Source organism: Desulfobacula sp. (genome assembly GCF_021107415.1).
On the sequence record NZ_JAIOSW010000120.1, the window covers coordinates 19,241 to 41,501 of the forward strand.

Annotated in this window: 16 protein-coding genes; 10 read left to right on the top strand and 6 right to left on the bottom strand. The window is 41.0% G+C overall.

All coding sequences use genetic code 11. From position 1 onward, the window contains the following. The first annotated feature begins 22 nt into the window (after positions 1-22). From K8S13_RS06465 to K8S13_RS06480, 4 genes are all read left to right on the top strand, one after another. Entirely contained in the window at positions 23-1,282 is a 1,260-nt protein-coding gene (locus K8S13_RS06465; RefSeq protein WP_291461355.1) for a BREX system ATP-binding domain-containing protein, read from the top strand. Beyond that, a complete protein-coding gene (locus K8S13_RS06470; protein WP_291461356.1) occupies positions 1,275-7,148 on the top strand; it encodes a DEAD/DEAH box helicase in 5,874 nt (1,957 codons plus the stop codon). The genes K8S13_RS06465 and K8S13_RS06470 overlap by 8 nt, the downstream gene beginning before the upstream one ends. Positions 7,149-7,248: 100 nt before the next feature. Further along, positions 7,249-7,533, top strand: a complete 285-nt coding sequence (locus tag K8S13_RS06475; protein WP_291461357.1) for a hypothetical protein — start codon at positions 7,249-7,251, stop codon at positions 7,531-7,533. Further along, a complete protein-coding gene (locus K8S13_RS06480; RefSeq protein WP_291461358.1) occupies positions 7,533-7,718 on the top strand; it encodes a hypothetical protein in 186 nt (61 codons plus the stop codon). The genes K8S13_RS06475 and K8S13_RS06480 overlap by 1 nt, the downstream gene beginning before the upstream one ends. A 22-nt stretch (positions 7,719-7,740) precedes the next feature. On the opposite strand, the gene K8S13_RS06485 is transcribed toward K8S13_RS06480, so the two are convergent. From K8S13_RS06485 to K8S13_RS06495, 3 genes are read right to left on the bottom strand one after another with little or no spacing between them, the layout of a single operon-like run. Continuing rightward, positions 7,741-10,251 (bottom strand): AAA family ATPase, encoded by a 2,511-nt coding sequence (locus K8S13_RS06485; RefSeq protein ID WP_291461359.1) that lies wholly within the window; start codon positions 10,249-10,251, stop codon positions 7,741-7,743. A gap of 15 nt (positions 10,252-10,266) precedes the next feature. After that, entirely contained in the window at positions 10,267-11,118 is an 852-nt protein-coding gene (locus K8S13_RS06490; protein WP_291461360.1) for an MBL fold metallo-hydrolase, read from the bottom strand. Positions 11,119-11,142: 24 nt separating this feature from the next. Continuing rightward, on the bottom strand, positions 11,143-11,826 hold the full coding sequence (locus tag K8S13_RS06495; RefSeq protein ID WP_291461361.1) for a histidine phosphatase family protein: 684 nt from the start codon (positions 11,824-11,826) through the stop codon (positions 11,143-11,145). 109 nt (positions 11,827-11,935) lie between these two features. On the opposite strand from K8S13_RS06495, the gene K8S13_RS06500 reads away from it, so the two are divergent. The 3 genes from K8S13_RS06500 (at position 11,936) to K8S13_RS06510 (ending at position 17,131) form a co-directional block, all read left to right on the top strand. Further along, a complete protein-coding gene (locus K8S13_RS06500; RefSeq protein WP_291461362.1) occupies positions 11,936-14,860 on the top strand; it encodes a DEAD/DEAH box helicase in 2,925 nt (974 codons plus the stop codon). A gap of 113 nt (positions 14,861-14,973) precedes the next feature. After that, the gene (locus K8S13_RS06505; protein ID WP_291461364.1) at positions 14,974-15,429 is read left to right on the top strand and encodes a cytochrome c family protein; all 456 of its coding nucleotides are present in this window, start codon (positions 14,974-14,976) and stop codon (positions 15,427-15,429) included. A gap of 22 nt (positions 15,430-15,451) precedes the next feature. Then, positions 15,452-17,131 carry a methyl-accepting chemotaxis protein gene (locus K8S13_RS06510; protein WP_291461365.1) on the top strand — a complete coding sequence of 560 codons (1,680 nt, stop codon included), beginning with the start codon at positions 15,452-15,454 and terminating at the stop codon, positions 17,129-17,131. A gap of 30 nt (positions 17,132-17,161) precedes the next feature. On the opposite strand, the gene K8S13_RS06515 is transcribed toward K8S13_RS06510, so the two are convergent. Genes K8S13_RS06515 through K8S13_RS06525 form a run of 3 tightly spaced genes read right to left on the bottom strand, consistent with a single transcriptional unit; the run spans position 17,162 to position 19,956 of the window. Beyond that, complete coding sequence (locus K8S13_RS06515) at positions 17,162-17,914, bottom strand: NAD-dependent protein deacylase (protein WP_291461367.1); 753 nt, start codon at positions 17,912-17,914, stop codon at positions 17,162-17,164. Further along, positions 17,893-19,497 (bottom strand): murein biosynthesis integral membrane protein MurJ, encoded by a 1,605-nt coding sequence (murJ, locus tag K8S13_RS06520; RefSeq protein WP_291461369.1) that lies wholly within the window; start codon positions 19,495-19,497, stop codon positions 17,893-17,895. The genes K8S13_RS06515 and murJ overlap by 22 nt, the downstream gene beginning before the upstream one ends. A 24-nt stretch (positions 19,498-19,521) precedes the next feature. Then, the gene (locus K8S13_RS06525) at positions 19,522-19,956 is read right to left on the bottom strand and encodes a hypothetical protein (RefSeq protein WP_291461371.1); all 435 of its coding nucleotides are present in this window, start codon (positions 19,954-19,956) and stop codon (positions 19,522-19,524) included. 445 nt (positions 19,957-20,401) lie between these two features. On the opposite strand from K8S13_RS06525, the gene K8S13_RS06530 reads away from it, so the two are divergent. The 3 genes from K8S13_RS06530 to K8S13_RS06540 all read left to right on the top strand — a co-directional run. Further along, positions 20,402-20,977: a lipid-binding SYLF domain-containing protein gene (locus K8S13_RS06530; protein WP_291461372.1), complete on the top strand. Its 576-nt coding sequence runs from the start codon at positions 20,402-20,404 to the stop codon at positions 20,975-20,977. 180 nt (positions 20,978-21,157) lie between these two features. Continuing rightward, positions 21,158-21,436 carry a hypothetical protein gene (locus tag K8S13_RS06535; RefSeq protein ID WP_291461373.1) on the top strand — a complete coding sequence of 93 codons (279 nt, stop codon included), beginning with the start codon at positions 21,158-21,160 and terminating at the stop codon, positions 21,434-21,436. 53 nt (positions 21,437-21,489) lie between these two features. Beyond that, positions 21,490-22,261 (top strand): M48 family metalloprotease (locus tag K8S13_RS06540; protein WP_291461376.1); only part of this gene is annotated, 772 nt, incomplete at its 3' end.

The window sequence follows — 22,261 nt, forward strand, 5'->3', positions numbered from 1 at the left end:
GACATAAACCGGAGACATATAAATGGATGATTTTGATTTTGATACCCTGTTGAAAAATGCAGGCGGTAATTTTGAACTTCGCAGAGTAGTGGAGCGTTTGCGCGAAGGGCTTTTTGACCCCCTGGGAGTGCGGTTGCTCACAACAGGCGAGACAAAATTAAATAAAGTTTTCGATAAAGGCGTCAAAGCCCTGGACAGGGACAAACCATCCCATCTCTGCATTTGCGGTGCCTATGGACAGGGGAAATCCCACAGCCTTAATTATATTAAACAAAGGGCATTGGATCAAAATTTTGTGATAAGTTATGTTAATCTTGATCCACGGCAAGTGCCCTTCCATGACTTTAAGGATGTTTACAGGGCAGTGATGGCGGCAATGGAATTTCCAAATGGGCAAAATTCTTTTGTTACTGTCTGGAAAACTTTTGTCAATAAATGGTTGGCAATGCCTGAAAATAAGAAAAAAACCTGTTCAGATCTTATTCCTGAAGAGATTCCCCACCGCTTTAAGGCAATTTTAACAGCCATGGCCCAGAAAAACATTTCAATCCCTCCTGAAAAAAGAAAATTAAGAAAACATGACAGGTTCAAACCCCGGGAATTTTCCTGGATTTTAAAAAATGCTCTCATGGGAAAAAATATTCCTGCCTGGCGGCTGCGGTCTGTTTTTTATTATCGCCAGGTATCTTTTTACAAGGAAAATTCTTTGGTCTGCAAGAACCAGGATCAATACCTTGCCATGGTTCAAGGGATGGCAAAATTGTTTCAAAAAATTGGATTCAAGGGATGGCTTGTATTGTTTGATGAAGGAGAATCCATTGCACAAACCCGTATTACCAGTCGCAGTAAAAGTTATAAACTCCTCAATAAAATTTTTTATCCCGAAATAAAAACCAATGGGTTTTATCCTGTTTTCGCTTTTACCAATGAATTTTTCACCTGTCTTGCAGATGAAGCATATGACCGGGTCAGGATCAAAAAAAATAGTAAAAATGGAACTCCTCCAATAAAGATTCCCTATTTTAACAAGAACTACAGCAAGGCGTGGGAAAATATCAATATCCACAAGCTGCATGATCTTTCATCAACTGAATGGGAAACCTTGATCCATAAACTTATTGCCGTCCACGCGGGTGCCTATAAGTGGAAGCCTACTGTCGCTTTAATGCAACGTCAGATGAACCTGGAACTGTCTAAGTTATCAGGTGTTGAAGCACGCCTGAAATTAAAATTTTTAGTCAATCAACTTGATCTGGAACAGCAAAAGAAGGTTAATGCCTGATTCACTGCTTTTACAACTTCCCAATACATTCCGTGCTTTTTATGGTGCTTTTATAAGTCTGCACAGCGCTCAGAGAGAAGCTGCTGCGCCTATACTTTCGGGCTGTGATCTGGTGCTGCAGGCTGCCACCGGATCAGGTAAAACCGAGGCAGTGCTTGCTCCTTGTCTGGAGCGGGTAATCAACTCCGGCAGGAAAATTGCTGTTTTATATATCATCCCCACCCGAGCCCTTGCCATGGATTTAAAAAGGCGATTTGAATCTGTTATCACAGAGCGTCTAAGGCTCAACCTTGCCATTCGAACCGGTGATATCAAGCGCGCAGGAGGAAAACGTCCGGATATCATGTTCACCACCCCGGAATCCCTGGATGTGATGCTGGGAAGCGCCAATGCAGATCTTAAGGGGTTTTTATTTCGGGTGGGAATAGTGATTATTGATGAGGTTCATCCCTTGATCCACCAGTACAGGGGACACCATCTTGTCTATCTTTTTACCCGCCTTGAACGTAGAACAGGAAGGGCACTCCAGAAAATAGCCATGTCAGCTACCATTGCCCAGGTGGATTCCGTCATTGATTTTTTTGGTTTCAGGGTAGATACACAGCGTATCATTACCAGTGTCAAGAGAAACATCATTGCACGCCTGCTTCATATTAAACAGGAAGAATCAGAGTTCCCGGCTCTTCTCAATGATCTGTATGAGTCCTGGCAGTATCGGAAAATACTTATTTTTGTCAACAGCCGGTCTGCCTGCGACAGGTTGTTTGGTATTGTCAACAGGACCGGAAGATTTCAAGGGGTTTGTGAACTGCATTACTCTAATCTCAAGCCCCGGGAACGAAAGAAGGCTGAAAACAGGTTTCGTATAAGCTCCTGTGCCCTGTGCATTGCCACCAGCACCCTGGAGCTTGGCATTGATGTGGGGGATGTGGATGCAGTGCTTTTATATGAGCCGCCGGGTTCTGTATCGAGTTTTCTTCAACGAATCGGCAGGGCCAATCGTCGTGAAAATCAGATCAATTTCTGGGGGCTTTGTTGTGGCGGAGGCGCAGGAGACCAGGTGGTGCGTTTCCTTGCCCTCCTTGAATTGTCGCGCAAAGGAATGATTGAATCTCCCTGTGCCAGGACATTGCCCAGTGTATTGAGCCAGCAGGTGATATCCTGTCTTTATGAAAAAAAAGAGATTTCCCTGCCTGCCCTGCAATCTCTTTTTTCAAACCAGCATGATATTTTGCCCTCTATCTTTGCATCACTTGAAAAGAAACGCTGGTTAAAAAAGTCTAGAATGCCTGGTCTTTTTGGAGGGGGGTGGCAATATCACAATTACCTTTTTGATTATAAAATCTGGGGAAATTTTCCTGAAGCAGAAGAGGAATATATTTTGCTGGTATCTGATAAGGCTGTTGCAGATATCCCACAATCCATTGTTTCCCAGATGGAAATAGGAGATAGAGTCTATATTGCCGGAAGGCTTCTTAGAATTTTAAAAATTGATACACGCGAGCAGAAAAAGGTGCTGGCAAGGCCTTCTAAAGGTCAAGATGAAAAACAGCTGGCCTGGATTGGCATGGGCCCCCATATTTCCTATGAAGTTGCAAAGGCCATGGGTCATATCCTTAAAACAGGTGAAATAGAAGATAAAACCCGTCTTTTTGCCCGGACCCAAAAACTTTTTCTTGGAGGGCTTAAACAGGGTGAAAAAAAAGTTGTTCTGGAAAATGGTATTGAAGTTGTATCCGGCAAAAATGCACCTTTTCGGTATAGGACATTCATAGGTTCGGCAGGCAACCTGATACTGGAGTGGAGTATCAGGGAAAATTTCATGGATGATGAATTGTTTATAACATCCGATGAGATCGGTATGGAATGCTCACACTGGATCATGTTTGAGGAGTTAAAACTACCGGTAAACCACGAAGAGTTTCAAACCTGGGTCAAAAGACATTTTAAAATACTTGGCAGCCTTATTCCTTTGAATCTGTTTTGTAAAACTCTGCCAAAGGACCTGCTCATACAGGAATTAACGGATTTTCTTTTTGACCATCGGGTGGCACGTGCTTTTGCCCATTATCGTGATACCCCTTCAAAAATTATTTCCGGTGACAAGGCAAATCTTGTCCCTGGGGCTTTTATTCAGGAAACCATAGAACCCTGCGCCATTGATATCATGATCAAGGATTCTTTATTGGAGACCGAAAAGAAAAAAGTCAAAAAAGATGGGCTTGAAAAAGTGCGTAATTTTCTCCAGTCAGATCAATGCAGGCAAATCTGTCTTAATCTGGACCCTGCTGCTACCCTTACTGCTACCATGGTCAGTGATTACTTTTTCCATGCACAGTGTCAAAGGCGGTTCTGTTTTAAATTCCTTGGTCTTGCTTCCCCGGCTCAAAATCATGATAAGCTTAGAACCCTTTCCATGAACCAGGGGATCATCCATGAAAAACAGGTTCTGGCGCATCTGAAGGAACAGGGCGCAACTATCATCTCCATAAAAAACACAGAATCGCAGGATTCGAGATTTAAAGCATTTATAGAACAGTTGAATACGTTGATACAAAAGGTAACATCCCGGGATATTGCCAACAAACCGGTTTTTCTTTCACAATGCCTGCTCAAAGTGGATGACCTGAAATCCGACAGCCTGGAACCTGACAGTTTCAACATGAATGGAATCGGTATTCCTGATCTTCTTCTCTTATCTGTAAAAGAGTTTAAAGGGGAAAAAAGAGCTGTTATTGAAGTGGGAGATATCAAAAGCACACTCTCTCCGCGTTTCCACCATAAATGGCAGGTTACATTTTATGCTTGGCTTTTGGAAAAAATAATCAATTGCCATGGCATTTGCGCCAGCGTGGCCGGCACTGGTTTTTTAATCACCCGGCCATCCGGAAAAAACATACCATATGAAAAACATGGATTTGATCTAAAGGCGTATCTGGCAGCTTTTCCCATGCTTTTTAAAGATCTGCACACTTTCTTGTCCCGATCGGCATCTGATGCAGATCACAGGCTTGGATCCCATTGTGTATCCTGTGACTGGTTTTCAGTGTGCTATCATACTGCCATTGAAAACGAAGAAATACAGTTTTTACCCGGATTGACTCCCGGGGAATTATTGAAATTGCGGCAAATGGGATGCGCTACCATTGCCCAAACCCATACAACTCTTAAAAAAATATCCTCTGACGCTAAAGAAAATTTCTGTGACAAAGATCCAGATGGCATGGAAACAGGATTTACTTTGGAACAGAACAAACAGCTTCTAGGGCATTGTGAGGCTTTTCTAAAAAACCAAATTTTTCTGGTAAGAAAAAATACCCGGTTTTTTCCCGGTAATATTTCCCGGGCCTTTTTCATCCATGTAACCAGAGACCCTTTGACCGGACTTCCACGAGCCCTTGGATACCAAGTGATTGATCCTTTAGGCACGCCAATAGAATCTCATGTGTGGATAATGGAAAATGATCAGGATCGAAGAAGTGTCTGGCAAGAATTTGCAGACCTGATTTTAAACTCATGGGAAAAGAGCATATCCAATGGCAAATGCCCCCATATTTTCCATTTTGCTTCAGGGTCCCGGCTGGCTCTTCTTCAATGGGGAGAGGCCGAGCAAGGGAAAAAACCTTTGTTTTTATGGCAGACCCAGCCCAGTCCGTGGACAGATCTGCGAAGGGTTTTTAAGGCACATTTTTATATGCCCGTCCCCGGAATTGTTTCTTTGTTTAACCTAGGTCATGTATTTGGGTGTACTACTAAAGTGGATCATCCCGAAACTCTGTTCCATTATCATGCAGCAAATGGTTTGGAATTATCCAAATTAGAAGTGCCCAAATTAGAAGTATACAGTCTTAAATCAATGGTCAAATCCAGCCTCTCCATCATGGGCGAACTATATACAAAGGCCTGTTCTTATCTGGAAAGTCAATGGATAAAAGAATTGGATACCGGTATGGAAAAAAACGTCATGGTTTTACCGTATCTCAGATTCATCAAAGAGGAGCAACGATTACAGGAGAATGATATATTAACACTCCAGGAGCGGACGCTTCAGGAAAGGATGCTGCGATTCAGGGCCATTGGGTACTTAAGTTTTGGTCACACAAGGCTGGATCATGAAGGCCGTTTTCTTTATATTCTTAAAACCTCCCGGGAAACCCGGTCATCGAAATTTCGTGAAGGAGATTTTCTCAAACTTGCTCCCCATGGTATCTTTGATATTCAAGATGGTTTTTCCGTTATCCTGGCTGAATATGATATGGAGGCAGGAGAAATATCACTTCTTTCCAGATCCGGGAAAATGCATTTAAGTAAACATTTTTTATATTCCCTGGAAGAGGATATAAGCGACTTGAACCAGGCAAAGTTGACCCATGTTGCAACGACTCTTTTTGCAGGGAACCGGCCCCATTCTTTGCTTCAACTGCTTACAGGGCAGGCTTTGGGCCGGCAGTCTTCTGATTCGGTCTCCTGGCTGAAAAAATGGCTGATCCGCAGTCATCACGGCCTTAATTCTTCCCAGCAACGTGCGTTGGCCCTTGTTTTTCAATACCGGACAAGCATGATTCAAGGTCCTCCCGGAACAGGAAAAACCCATCTGCTGGGATGGATTTTAATCGCATTGATCCTGCAGGCTCATGAGGCTCAAAGGCCACTTCGAATAGGAGTGAGCGCCTTGACTCATCAAGCCATTGATACGGTATTGGAAAAGGTGGTCTCACTTACGAACCTTTATTTCCCGGGTATTTTTCCTGGCCATTGCATCAAATGGGGCCGTCCCCAAAAGTCTGAAAAAGGCCAGTCTGAAAAAATAGATGTCAATAAAAAAATGGATGAACAGACCCACAGAGGCATGCAAGTGGAATTTTCTGATGATGCAAATGATATCCTGGACAGACCCTGGCTGATCCTGGGTGCCACAGGGTATGGATTTTACACCCTTTTTAACAGCAAAAATAAAGAATTTCCCCAGACCCTTGACTGGGTTATTTTTGATGAAGCCTCCCAGGTGCCCGTACCCCAGGCTCTGCTGAGCCTGATTTACAGCAGGGGCAATTTTTTATTTCTGGGGGATGTCAATCAGCTGCCGCCCATTGTTTTAGGAGATTATGGAGAATATCCCAGGGAGGACGCTGGTCTGATTTTGGACCGGTCTATTTTAGCAAATTTTCTGGACATATACCCAGAGTCGCATCATGAAACCCTTAATATTACCTATCGCATGAACAAAGAGATTTGTGCTTTCTCTGGCAGAACCTGGTATAAAAACATGCTGTACCCGGCACCGGCTAATGTCAATGCCAGACTTGTCATGGATAAGCCTTTAAATAAGAGCCCTGAATATGACAAAATTTTAGATCCTGCAAAACCGGTTGTACTCGTATTGGCTGACCACCAGGGATGTTCCCAGAAATCGGATATGGAAGCAGACCTAATGGCTGCACTGGCCTACAGATTGATGATATTTCATGGATTGTCATTGGATCAAATGGCTTTGATTTCACCCCACAGGGCTCAGAACAATACCATTGTTAAAAAACTTGGAGAAAAACTGCCGGAAGATATGGAACTTCCTTTGGTGGATACCATTGAACGGATTCAGGGAGCAGAACGGGATGTTATTATTTTTGGCATAACTTCCTCAGACCCGGATCATCTGCTCACTGATTTTTTAAACAGCCCCAACCGCCTGAATGTAGCAATGACCAGGGCAAAAACCAAATTGATTGTTATTGGAAGCAAGGCCTTTTTTTCAGCCATACCTGATTCGGAAAACATGCTTGCGAAAAACAGCTGTTTTAAAGAATTATTGACCCATTGCAAAAAACAAAATGCCGTTTTCCATTTTCCGTCAAAAGGTTTAGAATAATTAGCACTTGAAAAAATATTAGATTTGTACGTGTGCTGCACATGTGCTATATTTTGTTTGTAAGCTACCTTTAAGATGAAAAAATACATGGAGATCTGTAATGAGTACATCAGCACGACAAGAAACAATGCTAAGAAAACCGATTCTTATGCCACCTGTCATGATTAAAAGAGTCGATCAGATTGCAAAGACCAAAAAAGTTTCTTTTGCAAACGTTGTGAGGGAGGCAGTTGATGCTTTTAATAGTGAGTCTTCAAATGAAGATGATGCTTTTTTGGAGGCTTTAGCAGACACTATGATAAAGACAACACAAGAACTCGTTAAAAAAATTGAAGAAATTGAAAAAAGACTTGATGATACTCATGCCATGCTGGAGGCTCAATAATGGGTGTCAGTGAAAAAGTTATGGAGGCTCTGAGGGCAGGAATACTTTTGAACGAAAGATTAAGCATCCTTATGGACAAGGTAGATCGTATTGATCAAGATGTCCGCCGGATGAACGACAGGCTCATTCGAGTGGAAACCATGATTGAAGTAGCAAGGATGCAGCAAATTCCTAACAAAAATTAGTCAGGTGCTTGTGTAACTCAAATCAGGACATCAATAATTCCTTCAAAGCCGTCTGTCTTTTGCTGATATCCTGGTTTTTAACAGCCATTGCAAGGGCTTTTCGGGTGCCCACAAAGATTGCCAGTTTTTTTGCACGGGTTAACCCGGTATAAATTAAATTTCGAAAAAGCATTTTAAAATGCTGGGTAAGAACCGGAATAATTACAATTTCAAATTCACTGCCCTGGGATTTGTGTATGGTGATTGCATAGGCCAAATCAAGTTCCATGATATCATTTTGTTTGTAGTGAATCAGTCTATTATCAGGATGAAAAGCAATGGTGCAGGTCAAATTAATATTATCAATATCCCTGATAACACCAATATCACCATTGAAAACGCCCAGATCATAATTGTTGCGCCTGTGAATGACCCGGTCGCCAGTCCTGAAAATTTTTTCCCCAACCTTTAACTGCCGTTTGCCTTGAACAAAGGGGTTTGAGGTCTCCTGAATTACTTTGTTTAAACTGAGTGTTCCAAGGCTTCCCCTTGTCATGGGAGAAAGGATCTGTATTTCATTATTACCATGATATTTTGGTATCCATTCCTGGTAAAGCTTTCTGACTATATCCAAAGCTGAAAGTCCATAATGAAGTGATGACCAGGGGTGAACTTTCTTCACAACGGAGAGTAATTCTTCAACCTTGGTTTCAGCCTTATACACTTCTTGCAGATTTACAAATTCAAATTTTTTAGGGATAGTTATTTCTGTCTCATAAGGAATAATCGGTTCCTGGACCCGAAACTCAAAAAGCTCAGACCCATCAGATTTTTCAGATATATTGCTTTCCAATTCAGAAAGCTTTAAATCATAAAACCTTTTTACCCTTGTAATAAAGCTTATCTGCTCTTTAGTCGCCTCGTCTGCATCAAGAAACAGGCAATCGGTTTTATCCTGCCATATACCCGGCTTTTTGAATGGCGATTCAATCCAGGGCATGCCTCCGTTGTTGATTTGATGAGCATATTTAATGATGAGAGAGTTTTGGGCCTGCCGAAATATCTTTGTCAGTTTAAAACAGGGAACTACTTTTGATGCTATGATATCTTTTAAAACATTGCCGGCACCCACTGAAGGTAATTGGTCGGAATCTCCAATAAACAACACCTGAGCGTTTTTAGGAACTGCTTTAAGCAGTGATGCTGTCAAGTTGATGTCAAGCATTGAACATTCATCCACAATGAGAAAGTCTGTTTTTAAAGGTGTTTCTTCATTTTTTTTGAATTTACCGCCTTGCCATCCCAATAATCTATGGATTGTTTTAGATTCTTTTCCAATAACATCGGTCATGCGTTGAGCTGCTCTGCCTGTTGGTGCTGCCAAAAGAACCGTTAACCCCATGGCCTCAATTAATTTGACAATTACAAGAGTAGCGGTTGTTTTACCGCATCCCGGCCCACCGGTAAGGATTGAAAATTTCTCATCAACAATGCCTTTAGCAGCGGCAGCCTGTTCATCACTTAAAGAAATATTTTTTGCTTTGCAGTACAAAGATATCCAACGTTCCACTCTTTTTTTTTCCACTTTTGCTTTTTCATTCTTTAGCGGATTGCCAATATCAGAAATTCTTTTTGCAACATAGAGTTCATCAAAATATAAAGATTTTGAATAATAGCATTGCGCGCTTGTACCATTGGCCACAAGAAGATCACGAACCATGAGCAGCTTTTCTTTTTCCATATATTGTAACAGCTCAAGCAGTTTATCAGATAGATCCAATTGTAATAGCTCTTTGACCTGGTCATTGATTTGAGATGTTGTCAGATAGCAGTGTCCGAAATTTCTGCTTGCTGCCAGAACATGCTTAATACCTGCCATTATTCTTTGCTGACTGTCAGGTTTAAGCCCAATACTTAATGCAACTTTATCCGCCGAGAAAAAACCAATCCCGTAAAAATCATTTGCCAGCCGGTAAGGATCTGCCGTAACAATTTTTATGGCATTATCACCGTATTCTTTATAGATCCGGACAGCAAACAAGGTACTGATGCCATGGGACTGTAAAAACATCATCACTTCCCGAATTGCTTTGTGTTCTGTCCAGGCTGCACTTATCATATCAAGTTTTTTTTGAGCAATGCCGGGTACTTCAGTGAGCCTTTCAATATTTTTTTCAAATATATCAAGCGTTTGTTTGTCAAAATGCTTAACTATTTTTTTTGCGGTTTTAGGGCCCACACCTTTAATAAGACCTGAACCAAGGTATTTTTCCAATGCAGCAATTGTTGCCGGTTTTTTTTCTTTTGCAATACTTGCCTGAAATTGGCGGCCATATTTAGGGTGAACTATCCAGGACCCTTGAAATTCCATTGTAGCACCGGCAAACACTTTTGTTTGATGCACAATAACAGTTTCTTGGCCCTGGGGATTATTAAAGGGCATCACCCTGAGAATTGACCAGCCATTATCAGGGTTATGAAACGTAACCCGATCCACAATCCCTTTTAAGATTTCATTTATTATACCGGTTTGATTAACAGCCTGCTGTCTCATTTTCTCCTGATAAATTTAGAACCAGGCGCTCCATCCTGCATTGGCAAAGGCAAATTTATCCTTAAACCGGTCATAGCAGGCAGCAGCGGCCTCATTGCCCGTGCAGTGGGAAACACCGATGAGGTTAAGATTATATTGTTCAAATGCATCCATGGTTTTTTTAAGCTGTTTGTCGGAATTTAAAAATCCCAGGTGGGTTCCCCCAATAACCGCATAAAAGGATTTGTATCCTGTTTTTTTAGAAAAATGATTCATGATGTTTACAATGCCTGAATGGGCACATCCTGTCAGGATGACAGGGCCGGATGATGTCTCGATCAAAAGAGATGCGTCATCATGTAACGGGTCCTGGATAAATGAGGACCCCTCTTTAACCAAAAGTCTCTTGTCTGGTTGTTCAAAGTCTGTCTGCCTGGGTATAACACCTGAAAAAAAGATACCGTCAGATATTTCAGAAAATTCTGTTTTAAAATGAAATCTGGCATTCAAATTGGATTCAAGGTATTCCCGGCTGAACCGGTTTCCGATAAATACTTCTTCTTTTTTGTTCTCATACTCGTGGCGAGCATATTTGGGAGCAAAGATATCCGGATGGGCATAGACGTCAATTATTCCTTTTGGGGGCATTAAATCTGCAAGTCCGCCTGTATGATCAAAGTGACCATGGCTCAAGACAATTTTCCTGATTTCAGACAAATTGATTTTTAAAGCATTTGCATTGGCTTTCAGGGTCAGGCCCTGGCCGGTGTCCATGAGGATCTTTTCATTGTTTTTTTCTATGAGTGCAGAAAACCCATGCTCACCCATGACCCCAATTGTTGCACCGGCCTGATTTTCGCACACGACAGTTATTTTTGTTTTTTCCAAAATGATTTCCTTGTATTTAATTTATTACAATAATATTGGGTTTGTCTGGTAATTGGTAATATAGTATTGATTCTCTTTTTCAAAAAAGACAAGCCCGTCGAGGTAATCCACATTTCCTGTGGTTTCATGTTTAAGTCCCAATTTAAATTCTTTTAAAAGGTAAATATTCCAGTCATGGGATACGCAGATGGCCATCTGGTTTTCTTTGAGATTTTTTATTTGCTCAATCATAAATTCACTTAAAAGGTCTGATGTCCTTTGTGGATTTTCCATTATACTTTCATCAATATGGTTATCAAACCAGTTCCGTAAAAAAAGAGTATTTCCTTGTTCTTCAATACAAGGAACGGCTTTTTCTACATCCTTTACATAAAAGGGTGAAAGCATATCATTCAGGCAATTGTGGTCAATGGCCCGGTTGTGTTTTTTTGTATAGCCTTTATCAATCAAATAGGCGGTTTCAACGCATCTGCCTATAAAACTGGAAGTCAATTTCGGCAACGGGTTTGACCCGAGGGCAGCGCCGAAATCAACGGCAAAATCCTTGCCGTCATCTGTTAATCCCATAAAGGGTTCCCATCTGGCATCTTCTGGGAAGAATCTGTCGGAATGGCGGATGAGGACACTGATTCTTTTTATTCCATCATCCAGCAAATGATTAATTGTATCAATTGTTTTCCTTGTTTTAATTTCATACTTTTGTGTCATCTATGAGGTGCTCCTGAAGCCTTATGGAGGTTTATCTTTGCTTGAATAGTTTTCATACTCTATGCTATATGAGCTGTCAAGCTGGGAAACAATTTTTAAGGAGCCTTTTGTGAGTCTGGACGAATATATTCAATCCCTGAAAAATTATAAGGGATTTTCCGGGGATATTGTCTGCCACAGAATCCTTCCGCCCAAAGAGGCTGTTTTTGCTTCTAGTGATTCTGAACTTAAAAACAATTTATCTTTTTTATTAAAATTTTTAGGTATCAAAAGGCTTTATAACCATCAGAAAAAAGCCATAGAAATGATCCATAACGGTATTCACACTGTTATTGCCACACCCACAGCCAGTGGTAAAAGTCTTATATATAACCTTCCCGTGATAGATGAACTCATTGAAGATCCGCAATCCCATGCCCTTTATTTGTTTCCTTTAAAAGCACTGGCCCGGGATCAACTGGAAACGGTTCAAGGTTTATTGCGCGCTGCCGGGATAGAAAACGGGACTGCTCTGCAATTAAAGGCTGCTGTATATGACGGGGACATTTCCTCCTATCAAAAATCAAAGATCAGAAAGGTACCTCCCCATATTCTATTGTCAAATCCGGAAATGCTCCATTTGGCCATGCTGGCCCACCACCATTTGTGGGAAACCTTTTTTAAACATTTAAAATACATTGTCATTGATGAAGTCCATACCTATCGGGGTATTATGGGCTCCAACATGGCCTGGGTGTTCAGAAGGCTTCAAAGAATTTGCCGTCTTTACGGGGCAGATCCCGTGTTTATTTTTTGTTCTGCCACCATTGCAAACCCGGCATCCCTGGCCCAAAAATTAACAGGTCTTGATGTCAGTGTTGTGGATGAATCCAGTTCTCCTGCAGGCAGAAAAGATGTTATTTTAATGAGAGGCATTGAAGGGGCTGCCCAGACAGCGATTGCCTTGATTCATTCAGCTATTCATAGAAATTTGAGAACGATTTGTTATACACAATCCAGGAAAATTACAGAACTGATCGCAATCTGGGCATCTCGGAGAGCCGCTTCTTTTTCAGACAGGATCACTGCCTACCGGGCAGGGTTTTTGCCCGAGGAAAGACGGTCTATTGAAAAAAAACTTGCCACAGGAGAGCTTTTAGCTGTGGTGTCCACCAGTGCCCTTGAACTGGGAATTGATATTGGAAATCTGGATATATGCATATTGGTCGGATATCCCGGTACCATTATGTCCACCTGGCAGAGAGCCGGCCGTGTCGGCAGGGACGGCAAGGATTCGGCATTGATACTCATTGCCCATGAAGACGCATTGGATCAATATTTTATCAACCATCCAGATGTTTTTTTTAAACTGCCACCTGAAAAGGCCATTATCAATCCCTGGAACATGGTTATACTCAAACAGCATCTGGAATGTGCAGCAGCAGAAATGAGCCTGGACCGGTTTGAGGCGTTCTTAAGTGATAAGACAATTCAAAAAGCCATATCAAAACTTGAATATTCCGGCAGGCTTTTAAGAAGCCGTCAGGGGGACATGTGGTATGCAGCCCGCAAATCACCCCACAGGGATGTTAATTTGAGAGGAACCGGAAAAAATTTTCCCATCTTTCTTGAGAAGACAAAACAAAGCCCCCAAAAAAGTATTGGAGATATTGATAAACACAGGTCCTATTTTGAAACCCATGAAGGGGCCGTCTACCTGCACAGGGGTAAGTCCTATGTCATCACACGGTTTGACCATGAGAATGGGGTTGTTGAGGCAAAAAGAAAAGATGTGCATTATTTCACAAAGGCGCGGTCTTCAAAATCCACAATGATTATTAAACAGCTTGATTCCTGCAGGGTCAAAGGCACCAGGGTCGGATTTGGGAAATTAAGGATAACAGAACAGGTGACCGGGTATGACAAAAGGCTTGTGTCTAATCAGAAATCCATAGGTATCGTACCATTGGATTTGCCAAAACTTGAATTTGAGACCCAGGGGCTCTGGATCGAAATCCCCGATTATGTGAGAGATAAAATTGAGTCTGACCAAATGCATTTTATGGGCGGGATTCATGCGTTGGAGCATGCAGCCATTGGAATAATGCCGCTGCTGGTTATGACGGACAGAAATGATTTGGGGGGAATCTCCATTCCTTTTCATCCCCAGACCGGGAAAGCAGCCGTGTTTATTTATGATGGTGCTCCAGGAGGCCTTGGATTGTCTGAACAGGCATTTCAACATTCACAAGAACTTCTTGAAAGAACCGTTGATGCCGTCAGATCATGCAAATGTGAAACAGGTTGTCCTGCCTGTGTGCATTCTCCCAAATGCGGGTCAGGAAATCGGCCCATTGACAAGATAGCGTCTTTAAAGATTCTTGATATGATTTTATCCGGTAAAGAAAAAGAAACGGTTTATAAAATCAATGAAGCCCGTTCTGAGTCCGATTTTGAACCCGGTGTTGAATCCATATCTGAAGAAATATCAGATTTTAATTTAAAAGTAACCTGCAAAGAAAATTTGCGATATGGAGTTCTTGATATAGAAACCAGAAGATCCGCAAAAGAGGTTGGCGGGTGGAACAGGGCTGAAAAAATGGGGGTCAGCTGTGCTGTGCTGTACGATTCAAAAACCGATATTTACCAGGAATATCTCCAGAAAGATATTGAATTGCTTTGTGAAGATCTTCAAAAATTAGATCTGGTGATCGGTTTTAATATTATCAAGTTTGACTATAAGGTATTGTCAGGGCTTTCTAAATTTGATTTTTTTTCACTTCCCAGCCTGGATATCCTGATAAAAGTTCATGAAAGATTAGGCTATCGGCTTTCCCTTGATCATCTGGCAACACAGACCCTTGGGTGCAGCAAAAGTGCTGATGGCCTGATGGCACTTAAATGGTGGGAACAAGGTAAAATTGACAAGATAATTGAGTATTGCAAACAGGATGTAAGGGTGACACGGGATTTATATCTATATGGAAAAGAAAACTTATTTTTGATTTTTAAGAATAAGGCCGGCAATCAAGTCAGGATTCCGGTTAACTTATGAAAATACTTAAAAAATTCTTGATTTTCGGAATACGCTTTATTATGTTATCCACACTTGTCTCAAAGCATGTTGAGTAAGTTTTAAAATTGGAACAGATTTTAAAGAGGGGTAAAATGAAAAAATATATTATTATCGGGTTGTTTTTTTTGTGTTCATTTTGTATCAGCAGCAGTTCGGCAGAGGACAAGATGTATGTCGGCTCTGAGGTATGCAACGATTGCCATGAACATGAGTATTCCAACTTTATGGAATATTCCAAAAAGGCTAAATCTTTTGAAAGCATAAAAAAGATGGAAAAAAAGTTGACGCCTGAAGAGTATCAATCCTGTTTTGAGTGTCATACAACAGGATATGGTAAAAAAGGCGGGTTTATCTCGGAAGAAAAAACGCCACAATTAAAAGATGCCGGTTGTGAAGTCTGCCATGGCCCAGGGAGCCTCCATGCTGAAAGCGAAGATCCGGATTTAATTATCCGGGATGTCAGCATGGAAAATTGTAATACATGCCATAGTAAAAACAGGATAGAAGCTTTTGATTTTAAGCCTCTTTTATTTGGTGGTGCACATTAAATAGTTTGGAGAATCTAAGAATATGTTTGATAAAATATTTAAATTTATAAGTAGTCGATTATGGCTCCGGCTGCTAATTCCGGTATCTGTCATAGTGGTTGCCGTTGTGTTTACAAACCTTTGGTTCAATATTTCATTTCAGATTAAATCTGCTGAGACTCAGATGAAAGCCCAGAACAAGATGCTTGCCCGGGCTGTTGAAGGCGGCATGTTTGATGCGCTCGCCATTGGAGATAATGATTCCGTCAGAACCCAGTTCAAGCGCCTTAATGAGCAGATTAAAGATCTTAAAGTATTTGTATATGATTTTAATGGTGTGATCTCTTTCAGTACTGATATCAATTCAGTGGGTAAAAAAATGGGTGATTTTCTGGATGATAATTCAAAAAAAGATATATCTTCCATGCTGGGAAGCGGCCAACCCTCTAATCGGTCTTTTCATGTACCCTTTGCCGGTACGCCATTCTTATTGGAAAATGATCCCATTTTAAATGAACAAAGATGTTTTCACTGTCATGGTGAAAAACGAAAAGTATTGGGTGGCATTTCCGTATTTTCTTCTGAAATGGCTATTAAACAAGCGATTGCTGATGGCAAAATGGTCAGTATTATTATCGGGCTTGCAGGGCTTATGGTTATTATTCTCTTTATGTGGTTATTTTTTCATTTTCTGGTGAACAAAAAAGTTCATATGGTTCTTTCTGCCACTTCAAATTTGCGGCAGAAAGATTTTACCCATACCTATGATGTCAAAGAAGGGGATGAGATAAACCATATTCTTTCAAAAATTAATCTGGTAACAAAAGACTTAAGGAAAATGATCATACAGGTTGTAAAAAACTCTGATACCATATCCGGTTCTGCAACTGAACTCAGCCATATTTCAGAGAATCTCAATACTGCCAGTACAGATACATCTGAAAAAGCAACTACTGTTTCTGCTGCGGCAGAAGAGATGAGCAGTAATAACCAATCCATAGCAACCTCCATGGAACAATCAACAGATACCTTAAATGCCATTGCCTCGGCTATTGAAGAGATGAGTGTAACTGTCAGTGAGATTGCTAAGAACGTCAGCTCGTCTAAAGAAATTACCGAACAGGTTGTTGAAGGGTTTAAGGTTATTACCCAAGTGGTGGATGAGTTGGGGGGAAGAGCAAATGATGTGGATATCGTGACCGATGAGATCCGAGCCATTTCTGAACAGGTCAGTATGCTGGCCCTGAATGCTAAAATTGAAGCTGCAAGGGCAGGGGAGGCTGGAAAAGGCTTTGCCGTTGTTGCCCAGGAAATCACCGAGCTTGCCAGTGAAACCAATGAATCAACTTTGCAGGCCGATGAAAAATTGCGATGGATTAAAGAAAAATCCAAAGAAGTAACCCAAAAGGTGGTCGGGCTTACAGTTATCATAAAAGAGTCTGATGAAGCTATTTCAAGTATATCAGCCGCAGTGGAAGAGCAGAATGTGACCACTAATGAAATCGCTAAAAATATTAATGATGTTTCAGCTGAAATATCCGAGGTGAATAATAATGTGAATGAAGGGGCAAGTGTTGCCGCTGAAATTGCAAAAGAGATCACAGTGGTGGAAGAGGGATCCAGGCAGGTTCAGGAGAGCAGCCATAAACTCAATGATAATGCAATGGCCCTTTTAACAATAGCTGAACACTTTATGGAGTTAATGAAGAAATTTAAAGTTTAAAATTTGGATGGGAATTTAGTCAGGGATGACCTATGCTATGACCTGGTCCATAATTTTCTTCAGGACATCGCCTGCCTTTCCCCTGATCAGCACGTCACACACCTTATCATAGGGTGTTTCAGAAAGATTGATGATGACAAGAAATGCGCCGGCATTTTTCGCATATTCAGGCATCAAGGCTGCCGGTTGTACCAGAAGTGTGGAGCCCACAACAATAAAGACATCACTTTTGCTTGACAGCATGGCAGCTCTCTGGGTTTGTTCGACCGGCATGGCCTGACCAAAAGAAACCGTGTCCGGCTTTAAAAAACCGCCACACGAACAAACAGGCGCCTTGTCTCCTGCATCTATCATGGCCTCGGCCTTTTCCCAGGATATCAGTTTTTTACAGCTCATGCATCTGACACGCCGGGTATTGCCGTGAAGCTCAATAATTTTCTCTTTTGGAATACCTGATTCTTCGTGTAATCCATCAATATTCTGGGTGATCAAAGCTTTTAGAATCCCAAGCTCATGCAGTTTGGCAAGGCTTTTATGGCCTGTATTGGGTTTGGCGACTGACAGGCTTTTTTCCATGTCAAGCCGTTGCTCCCAGTATTTGATCCTTGATGCCTTAGAAGACATGAATTCATCAAAGTATACGGGTATAAATTTATCCCATATACCGCCCTGGCTTCTATAATCAGATATCCCGCTTTCCGTGGAGATACCGGCACCAGTAAAGACAATCAATTGTTTTGAGCCTTTAATTTTTTTAGCAACTAAGGTAATTTTTTTGTCCATGGGAAAATCCTTTTGCATGTGACCTTCAGGTTAAAAATGGTTTCAAAGAGAGTAAGAATTTCGGGTATTTTAAAAATAAACCCGGTTAAGAAAAATAAAGACAAAAATTCAATTCCGATAAGACAAGCAATGGTAAAAGAACCTGCAAAGGTGGAGTGATTAATAAAATTTCTTGCGGCAACAGCAGTGACAAAAAGAATGCAACCAATCACCAGGCTGATGGGTACCATTTTAAGAAAAAAGAGATAAACCTCTTTTTTCCCGGAATTTAAACTTTTTTTGTTCCAGCATTCAAACAAGACAAATGCCTGAATGATAACAGATAGCGATAATCCTAACGCCACTCCTTTAGGACCCATTGTTTTCATGAACCAAAAAATCAAAGGAAGGGTGACTATAACGCAAAGACTTGTAAAAATGGCGGGAAAAACAGTGTTTTGAATGGCATAGTATCCCCTTGAAACAATATTCTGAGCTGAAAAGGCAAAGGCACCCACCATGAAAAATTGCAGAACCCCTGCAGTTAAGACGGTCGCCTGGGCATCAAATTGACCTCTTTGAAAAAGAATGGTTACGATTTCATGGCTTAAAACAATAAAAAGAACGGAAAAGGGCATAACAAGAAAAATAAATTTCAATGTTTTGTTTAACAGGCGGTTTAACTCAAAAAGGTCACCTTTTTGGGCAAGTTTGGCCATGAAAGGATAGGATGCGACCCCGATGGCCTGCCCGAAAAGTCCCACAAGAATAAACATCACTCTGAGGGCATAATTCATAGCAGCAATACTGCCCTCATTTAAATAAGATCCGAAAAATTTTAAGAGAATTTCCGTTGAAAATGTCATGGTAAGGCCTATCATCAAAGGAAGTGTGAGCTTAATATATTTTATTAAATCAGGGTGAGTAAAGCTCAGCATTGGGTAATATCGCATCCCCAGTTTTTTAGCACCCATCAGCTGAAGTCCGAAATTACCAATAAATGCTCCGATCAGTACTCCCCAGGCAAATCCTTCCATACCCATGAAAGGACCCAGAATGAGTCCGCCCAAAATAATACTTAAATTGTAAATCAAAGGAGCAAGGGCAGGGATGAAAAATTTTTCCTTTGCAAACTGAACGGCCATAAGAAGTCCGCCAGTAAAAAAGAAAAACTGGGCGGGAATGATAATCCGGGTCATCTTTACGGCAAGGGCAAAGGTGTCAGGATCTTGAATGCCCGGCGCAAAAATGTTGACAAATTTTGGCGCCCATATCATGGTGACCAGAATAAAACCCACAAGAAGAAGCCCGAAACCATTCATAATAATAGAAAGAATTTTATATCCTTCATCTTCTCTGTTTAAGGAAAGATAAAGGGCAAATATGGGAATAAAGGTGATGGAAAGAAACCCGCTTGCAACAATATGGTTAAGGATTTCAGGAATGATAAATGCAATCTGATAGGCATCAACCCCTGCATTTATTCCGCCAAAGCCTGCAATGGCCATTTCACGGAAAACACCGATGACACGACTGGCAAATACGGATGCCATCATGATAAAGGATGCAAACCCAACTTTTTTTAATATATTCTCATTTGCCATAGCTTATAATATGGATAGGGTTTATTATTGAGGGTTGAGTGTCCACACTGCCTTGGGAGGGTCATTGTTGTCCTCTTTTTCTTGTTGTCCTTTGTTGAGAAACTCTATGGCTTTTATCTTATCGATAAAGATACCTATCTCTACGATTGGAGAATTCAGAAGTGATTCTATTTTGTCAAAATCAAAGCTATCGGGAATTTCCTGGAATAGTATGGCTATTTTTTTTGGGCGCAACACCTTGGCTTCTATTTGCACGGCGTTCAGAACTTTTTGTGCATCCTCAAGATCATAAGAGAATTTTTGATCTGTCATATCAATCAGACGCCGGGTGATACCATCGCCGCGTTTGGTCGTAATCGCTTTTTTGATTTCAGTCATGATATCTGGCACAGAAACATCCCCAATAGATTTCAAGACCACAATATCCCTATTATCATCTACTATATGTTGGAATGGCATAGGTTTTCCTTGTCAGTAAAGAGATTAAAATTTTTTTGCGTGCATGGCAACAATAAAAGCATGTTAGACAAAATTAAGTTTTGATGTACTCAATATTTAATATTATTTTCAGGCAAAATCAATTAAAAGTAAAAACAATTGTTTTATATATTAAGCTGAATGCACAAGAACAATCGGCAATAGTGTCTCTGGCTCATATAATTCTTATTTTTTGCCTATTTGCAGTTAAAGTATAGAAAGTACTTTCTATTTTCATTTAAAATAAAGTAAAATAGCGCTCAACTTGACACCAATTAAACCTGCGCATTAGCAGTATCAATTTAATGATGTTTGATTATGGGTTTATTGTATGAAATGAAAAATTGGCTTCGAAATTGCTCGGCAAAAATAATTGAAGCCACTGCCACGGCTGCGGCTGAAGAACAAGCACTAAAGGAGAAATAAAATGAAAAATTTGAAATTCGGACTATTTTTACTGATAATTTTGTTTGGATTGAGTTTATCACCTGTTGCGTTTGCTGACAATTATTCAGATACCATCAATATCTTTAAAAAGTCAGATGCAACAAAATCATTTTTCAAAACCTGTTATGGATATGCGGTTTTCCCAACCGTGGGAAAAGGAGGTATCGTTATTGGCGGTGCCTATGGGGAAGGCCGGATATATGAAAAGGGTAAACTCACTGGAACAGTTTCTCTGGCAAAACTCAGCATTGGTTTCCAACTGGGGGGCCAGGCATTTTCCGAAATTATCTTTTTCCAGGACAAACGGTCCTATACTGAATTCACCAGTGGTAATTTTGAATTTGATGCCACTGCATCTGCCGTGGCCATCACCGCCGGTGCACAGGCAAAAGCGGGGACGGAAGGTACCACTGCAGGGGCAAGTGCCGGGCCTGCCACAGGGAACTATGCAGATATAAATTATTCAAGGGGAATGGCGGTTTTCGTCCACATAAAAGGCGGTTTAATGTATGAAGCAGCCATTGGCGGACAAAAATTCAGTTTTACCCCCAAATAAAAACATGAAAATATGAGTCCGGAGGAGGAAAAATTTGAAAAAGACCAATGGGCTCAAATATAAAGAGTAATTTTTATTTTACATGTGATTGCCCCGGGGAAAATAGTTTGACTTGAGCAATACTTGCAGAATATATTAAGGCATGGTGTATTTACAAATTAGGAATAAGGAAAAAAGAATATGATGACGAGACTTGGGATTTATTCCTTACTGGCAGGCTTTTTTCTGGGTATTTTCGCTGGTATCTCCGGGTTTATGGAAAGCAAAAATTTTTGGGTTGAGTTAACGATTTCAAAAATGATTGGAGAAGACAGATCTGAGGCCATTATTGAGCTGATAGATGTTGCTGTTATACAAAATTCAGTGGATTTTTTGATTTATGAACTGCCGTTTTTTTGTTTTTTACTTGGACTGGGCCTTATTTTATTAATTATCAGTCTGTTTGAGAAAAGCCATTAGTTCCATCTCTATAAACTGACAGGTTGTACAAAGGATAGGACTAGCAAAGAAAAATGAATAAAGCAATACCAATAAATCGGATTTCAAGAAGACTATTTTTAAAATACGCGGCAGTCATGTCTGCATCCATTGCAGGCCCGATATTTTTTACCGGGTGTGCCGTTGATCCTGTCACCGGGAAAAAACAGCTGATGATGGTTTCCCAACAGCAGGAGGTCGGGATAGATAAACAGCATTCACCCTTCCAGTTTTCTTCAGATTATGGCATTACCCAGGATGCTAAAATCAATCAATATATCTCAGATATCGGCAAAGGATTGCTGCCAAATGTTCACAGATCTGAGATGCCCTATAATTTTCAATGTGTGAATGCAACATATATCAATGCATATGCGTTCCCCGGAGGCTCCATTGCCGTTACAAGGGGGATTTTATTGAAACTTGATAATGAGGCGGAACTGGCCTCTTTGTTAGGCCATGAGCTGGGTCATGTCAATGCAAGGCATGCAGCAGAGCAGATGTCCAAAGGCCAGCTTTCTTCAATGCTTGTGAGCGGCTTATCCATTGCAGCAAGTTCTCAAGGGGCCGGCCTCGGCCAGCTGGCGCAACAGCTTGGCATGCTGGGCCAGGGATTGCTCTTGTCCAGGTACAGCCGGGATAATGAAAGAGAAGCAGATTATCTTGGCAACGAGTATATGGTTAAAGCAGGCTATCCTGCCAAAGGATTTGTGGGGCTCATGGAAATGCTTGAGTCCCTTCATAAAGAAAGCCCAAGCTCTGCCCAGGTGCTTTTCTCAACCCATCCAATGAGTGCGGAACGGTTAA

Excerpts from the sequence above, each read along its gene's own strand:
- K8S13_RS06465 (WP_291461355.1), top strand. The coding sequence starts at position 23 with ATGGATGATTTTGATTTTGATACCCTGTTGAAAAATGCAGGCGGTAAT.
- K8S13_RS06470 (WP_291461356.1), top strand. The coding sequence starts at position 1,275 with ATGCCTGATTCACTGCTTTTACAACTTCCCAATACATTCCGTGCTTTT.
- K8S13_RS06475 (WP_291461357.1), top strand. The coding sequence starts at position 7,249 with ATGAGTACATCAGCACGACAAGAAACAATGCTAAGAAAACCGATTCTT.
- K8S13_RS06480 (WP_291461358.1), top strand. The coding sequence starts at position 7,533 with ATGGGTGTCAGTGAAAAAGTTATGGAGGCTCTGAGGGCAGGAATACTT.
- K8S13_RS06485 (WP_291461359.1), bottom strand. The coding sequence starts at position 10,251 with ATGAGACAGCAGGCTGTTAATCAAACCGGTATAATAAATGAAATCTTA.
- K8S13_RS06495 (WP_291461361.1), bottom strand. The coding sequence starts at position 11,826 with ATGACACAAAAGTATGAAATTAAAACAAGGAAAACAATTGATACAATT.
- K8S13_RS06505 (WP_291461364.1), top strand. The coding sequence starts at position 14,974 with ATGAAAAAATATATTATTATCGGGTTGTTTTTTTTGTGTTCATTTTGT.
- K8S13_RS06510 (WP_291461365.1), top strand. The coding sequence starts at position 15,452 with ATGTTTGATAAAATATTTAAATTTATAAGTAGTCGATTATGGCTCCGG.
- K8S13_RS06515 (WP_291461367.1), bottom strand. The coding sequence starts at position 17,914 with ATGGACAAAAAAATTACCTTAGTTGCTAAAAAAATTAAAGGCTCAAAA.
- murJ (WP_291461369.1), bottom strand. The coding sequence starts at position 19,497 with ATGGCAAATGAGAATATATTAAAAAAAGTTGGGTTTGCATCCTTTATC.
- K8S13_RS06525 (WP_291461371.1), bottom strand. The coding sequence starts at position 19,956 with ATGCCATTCCAACATATAGTAGATGATAATAGGGATATTGTGGTCTTG.
- K8S13_RS06530 (WP_291461372.1), top strand. The coding sequence starts at position 20,402 with ATGAAAAATTTGAAATTCGGACTATTTTTACTGATAATTTTGTTTGGA.
- K8S13_RS06535 (WP_291461373.1), top strand. The coding sequence starts at position 21,158 with ATGATGACGAGACTTGGGATTTATTCCTTACTGGCAGGCTTTTTTCTG.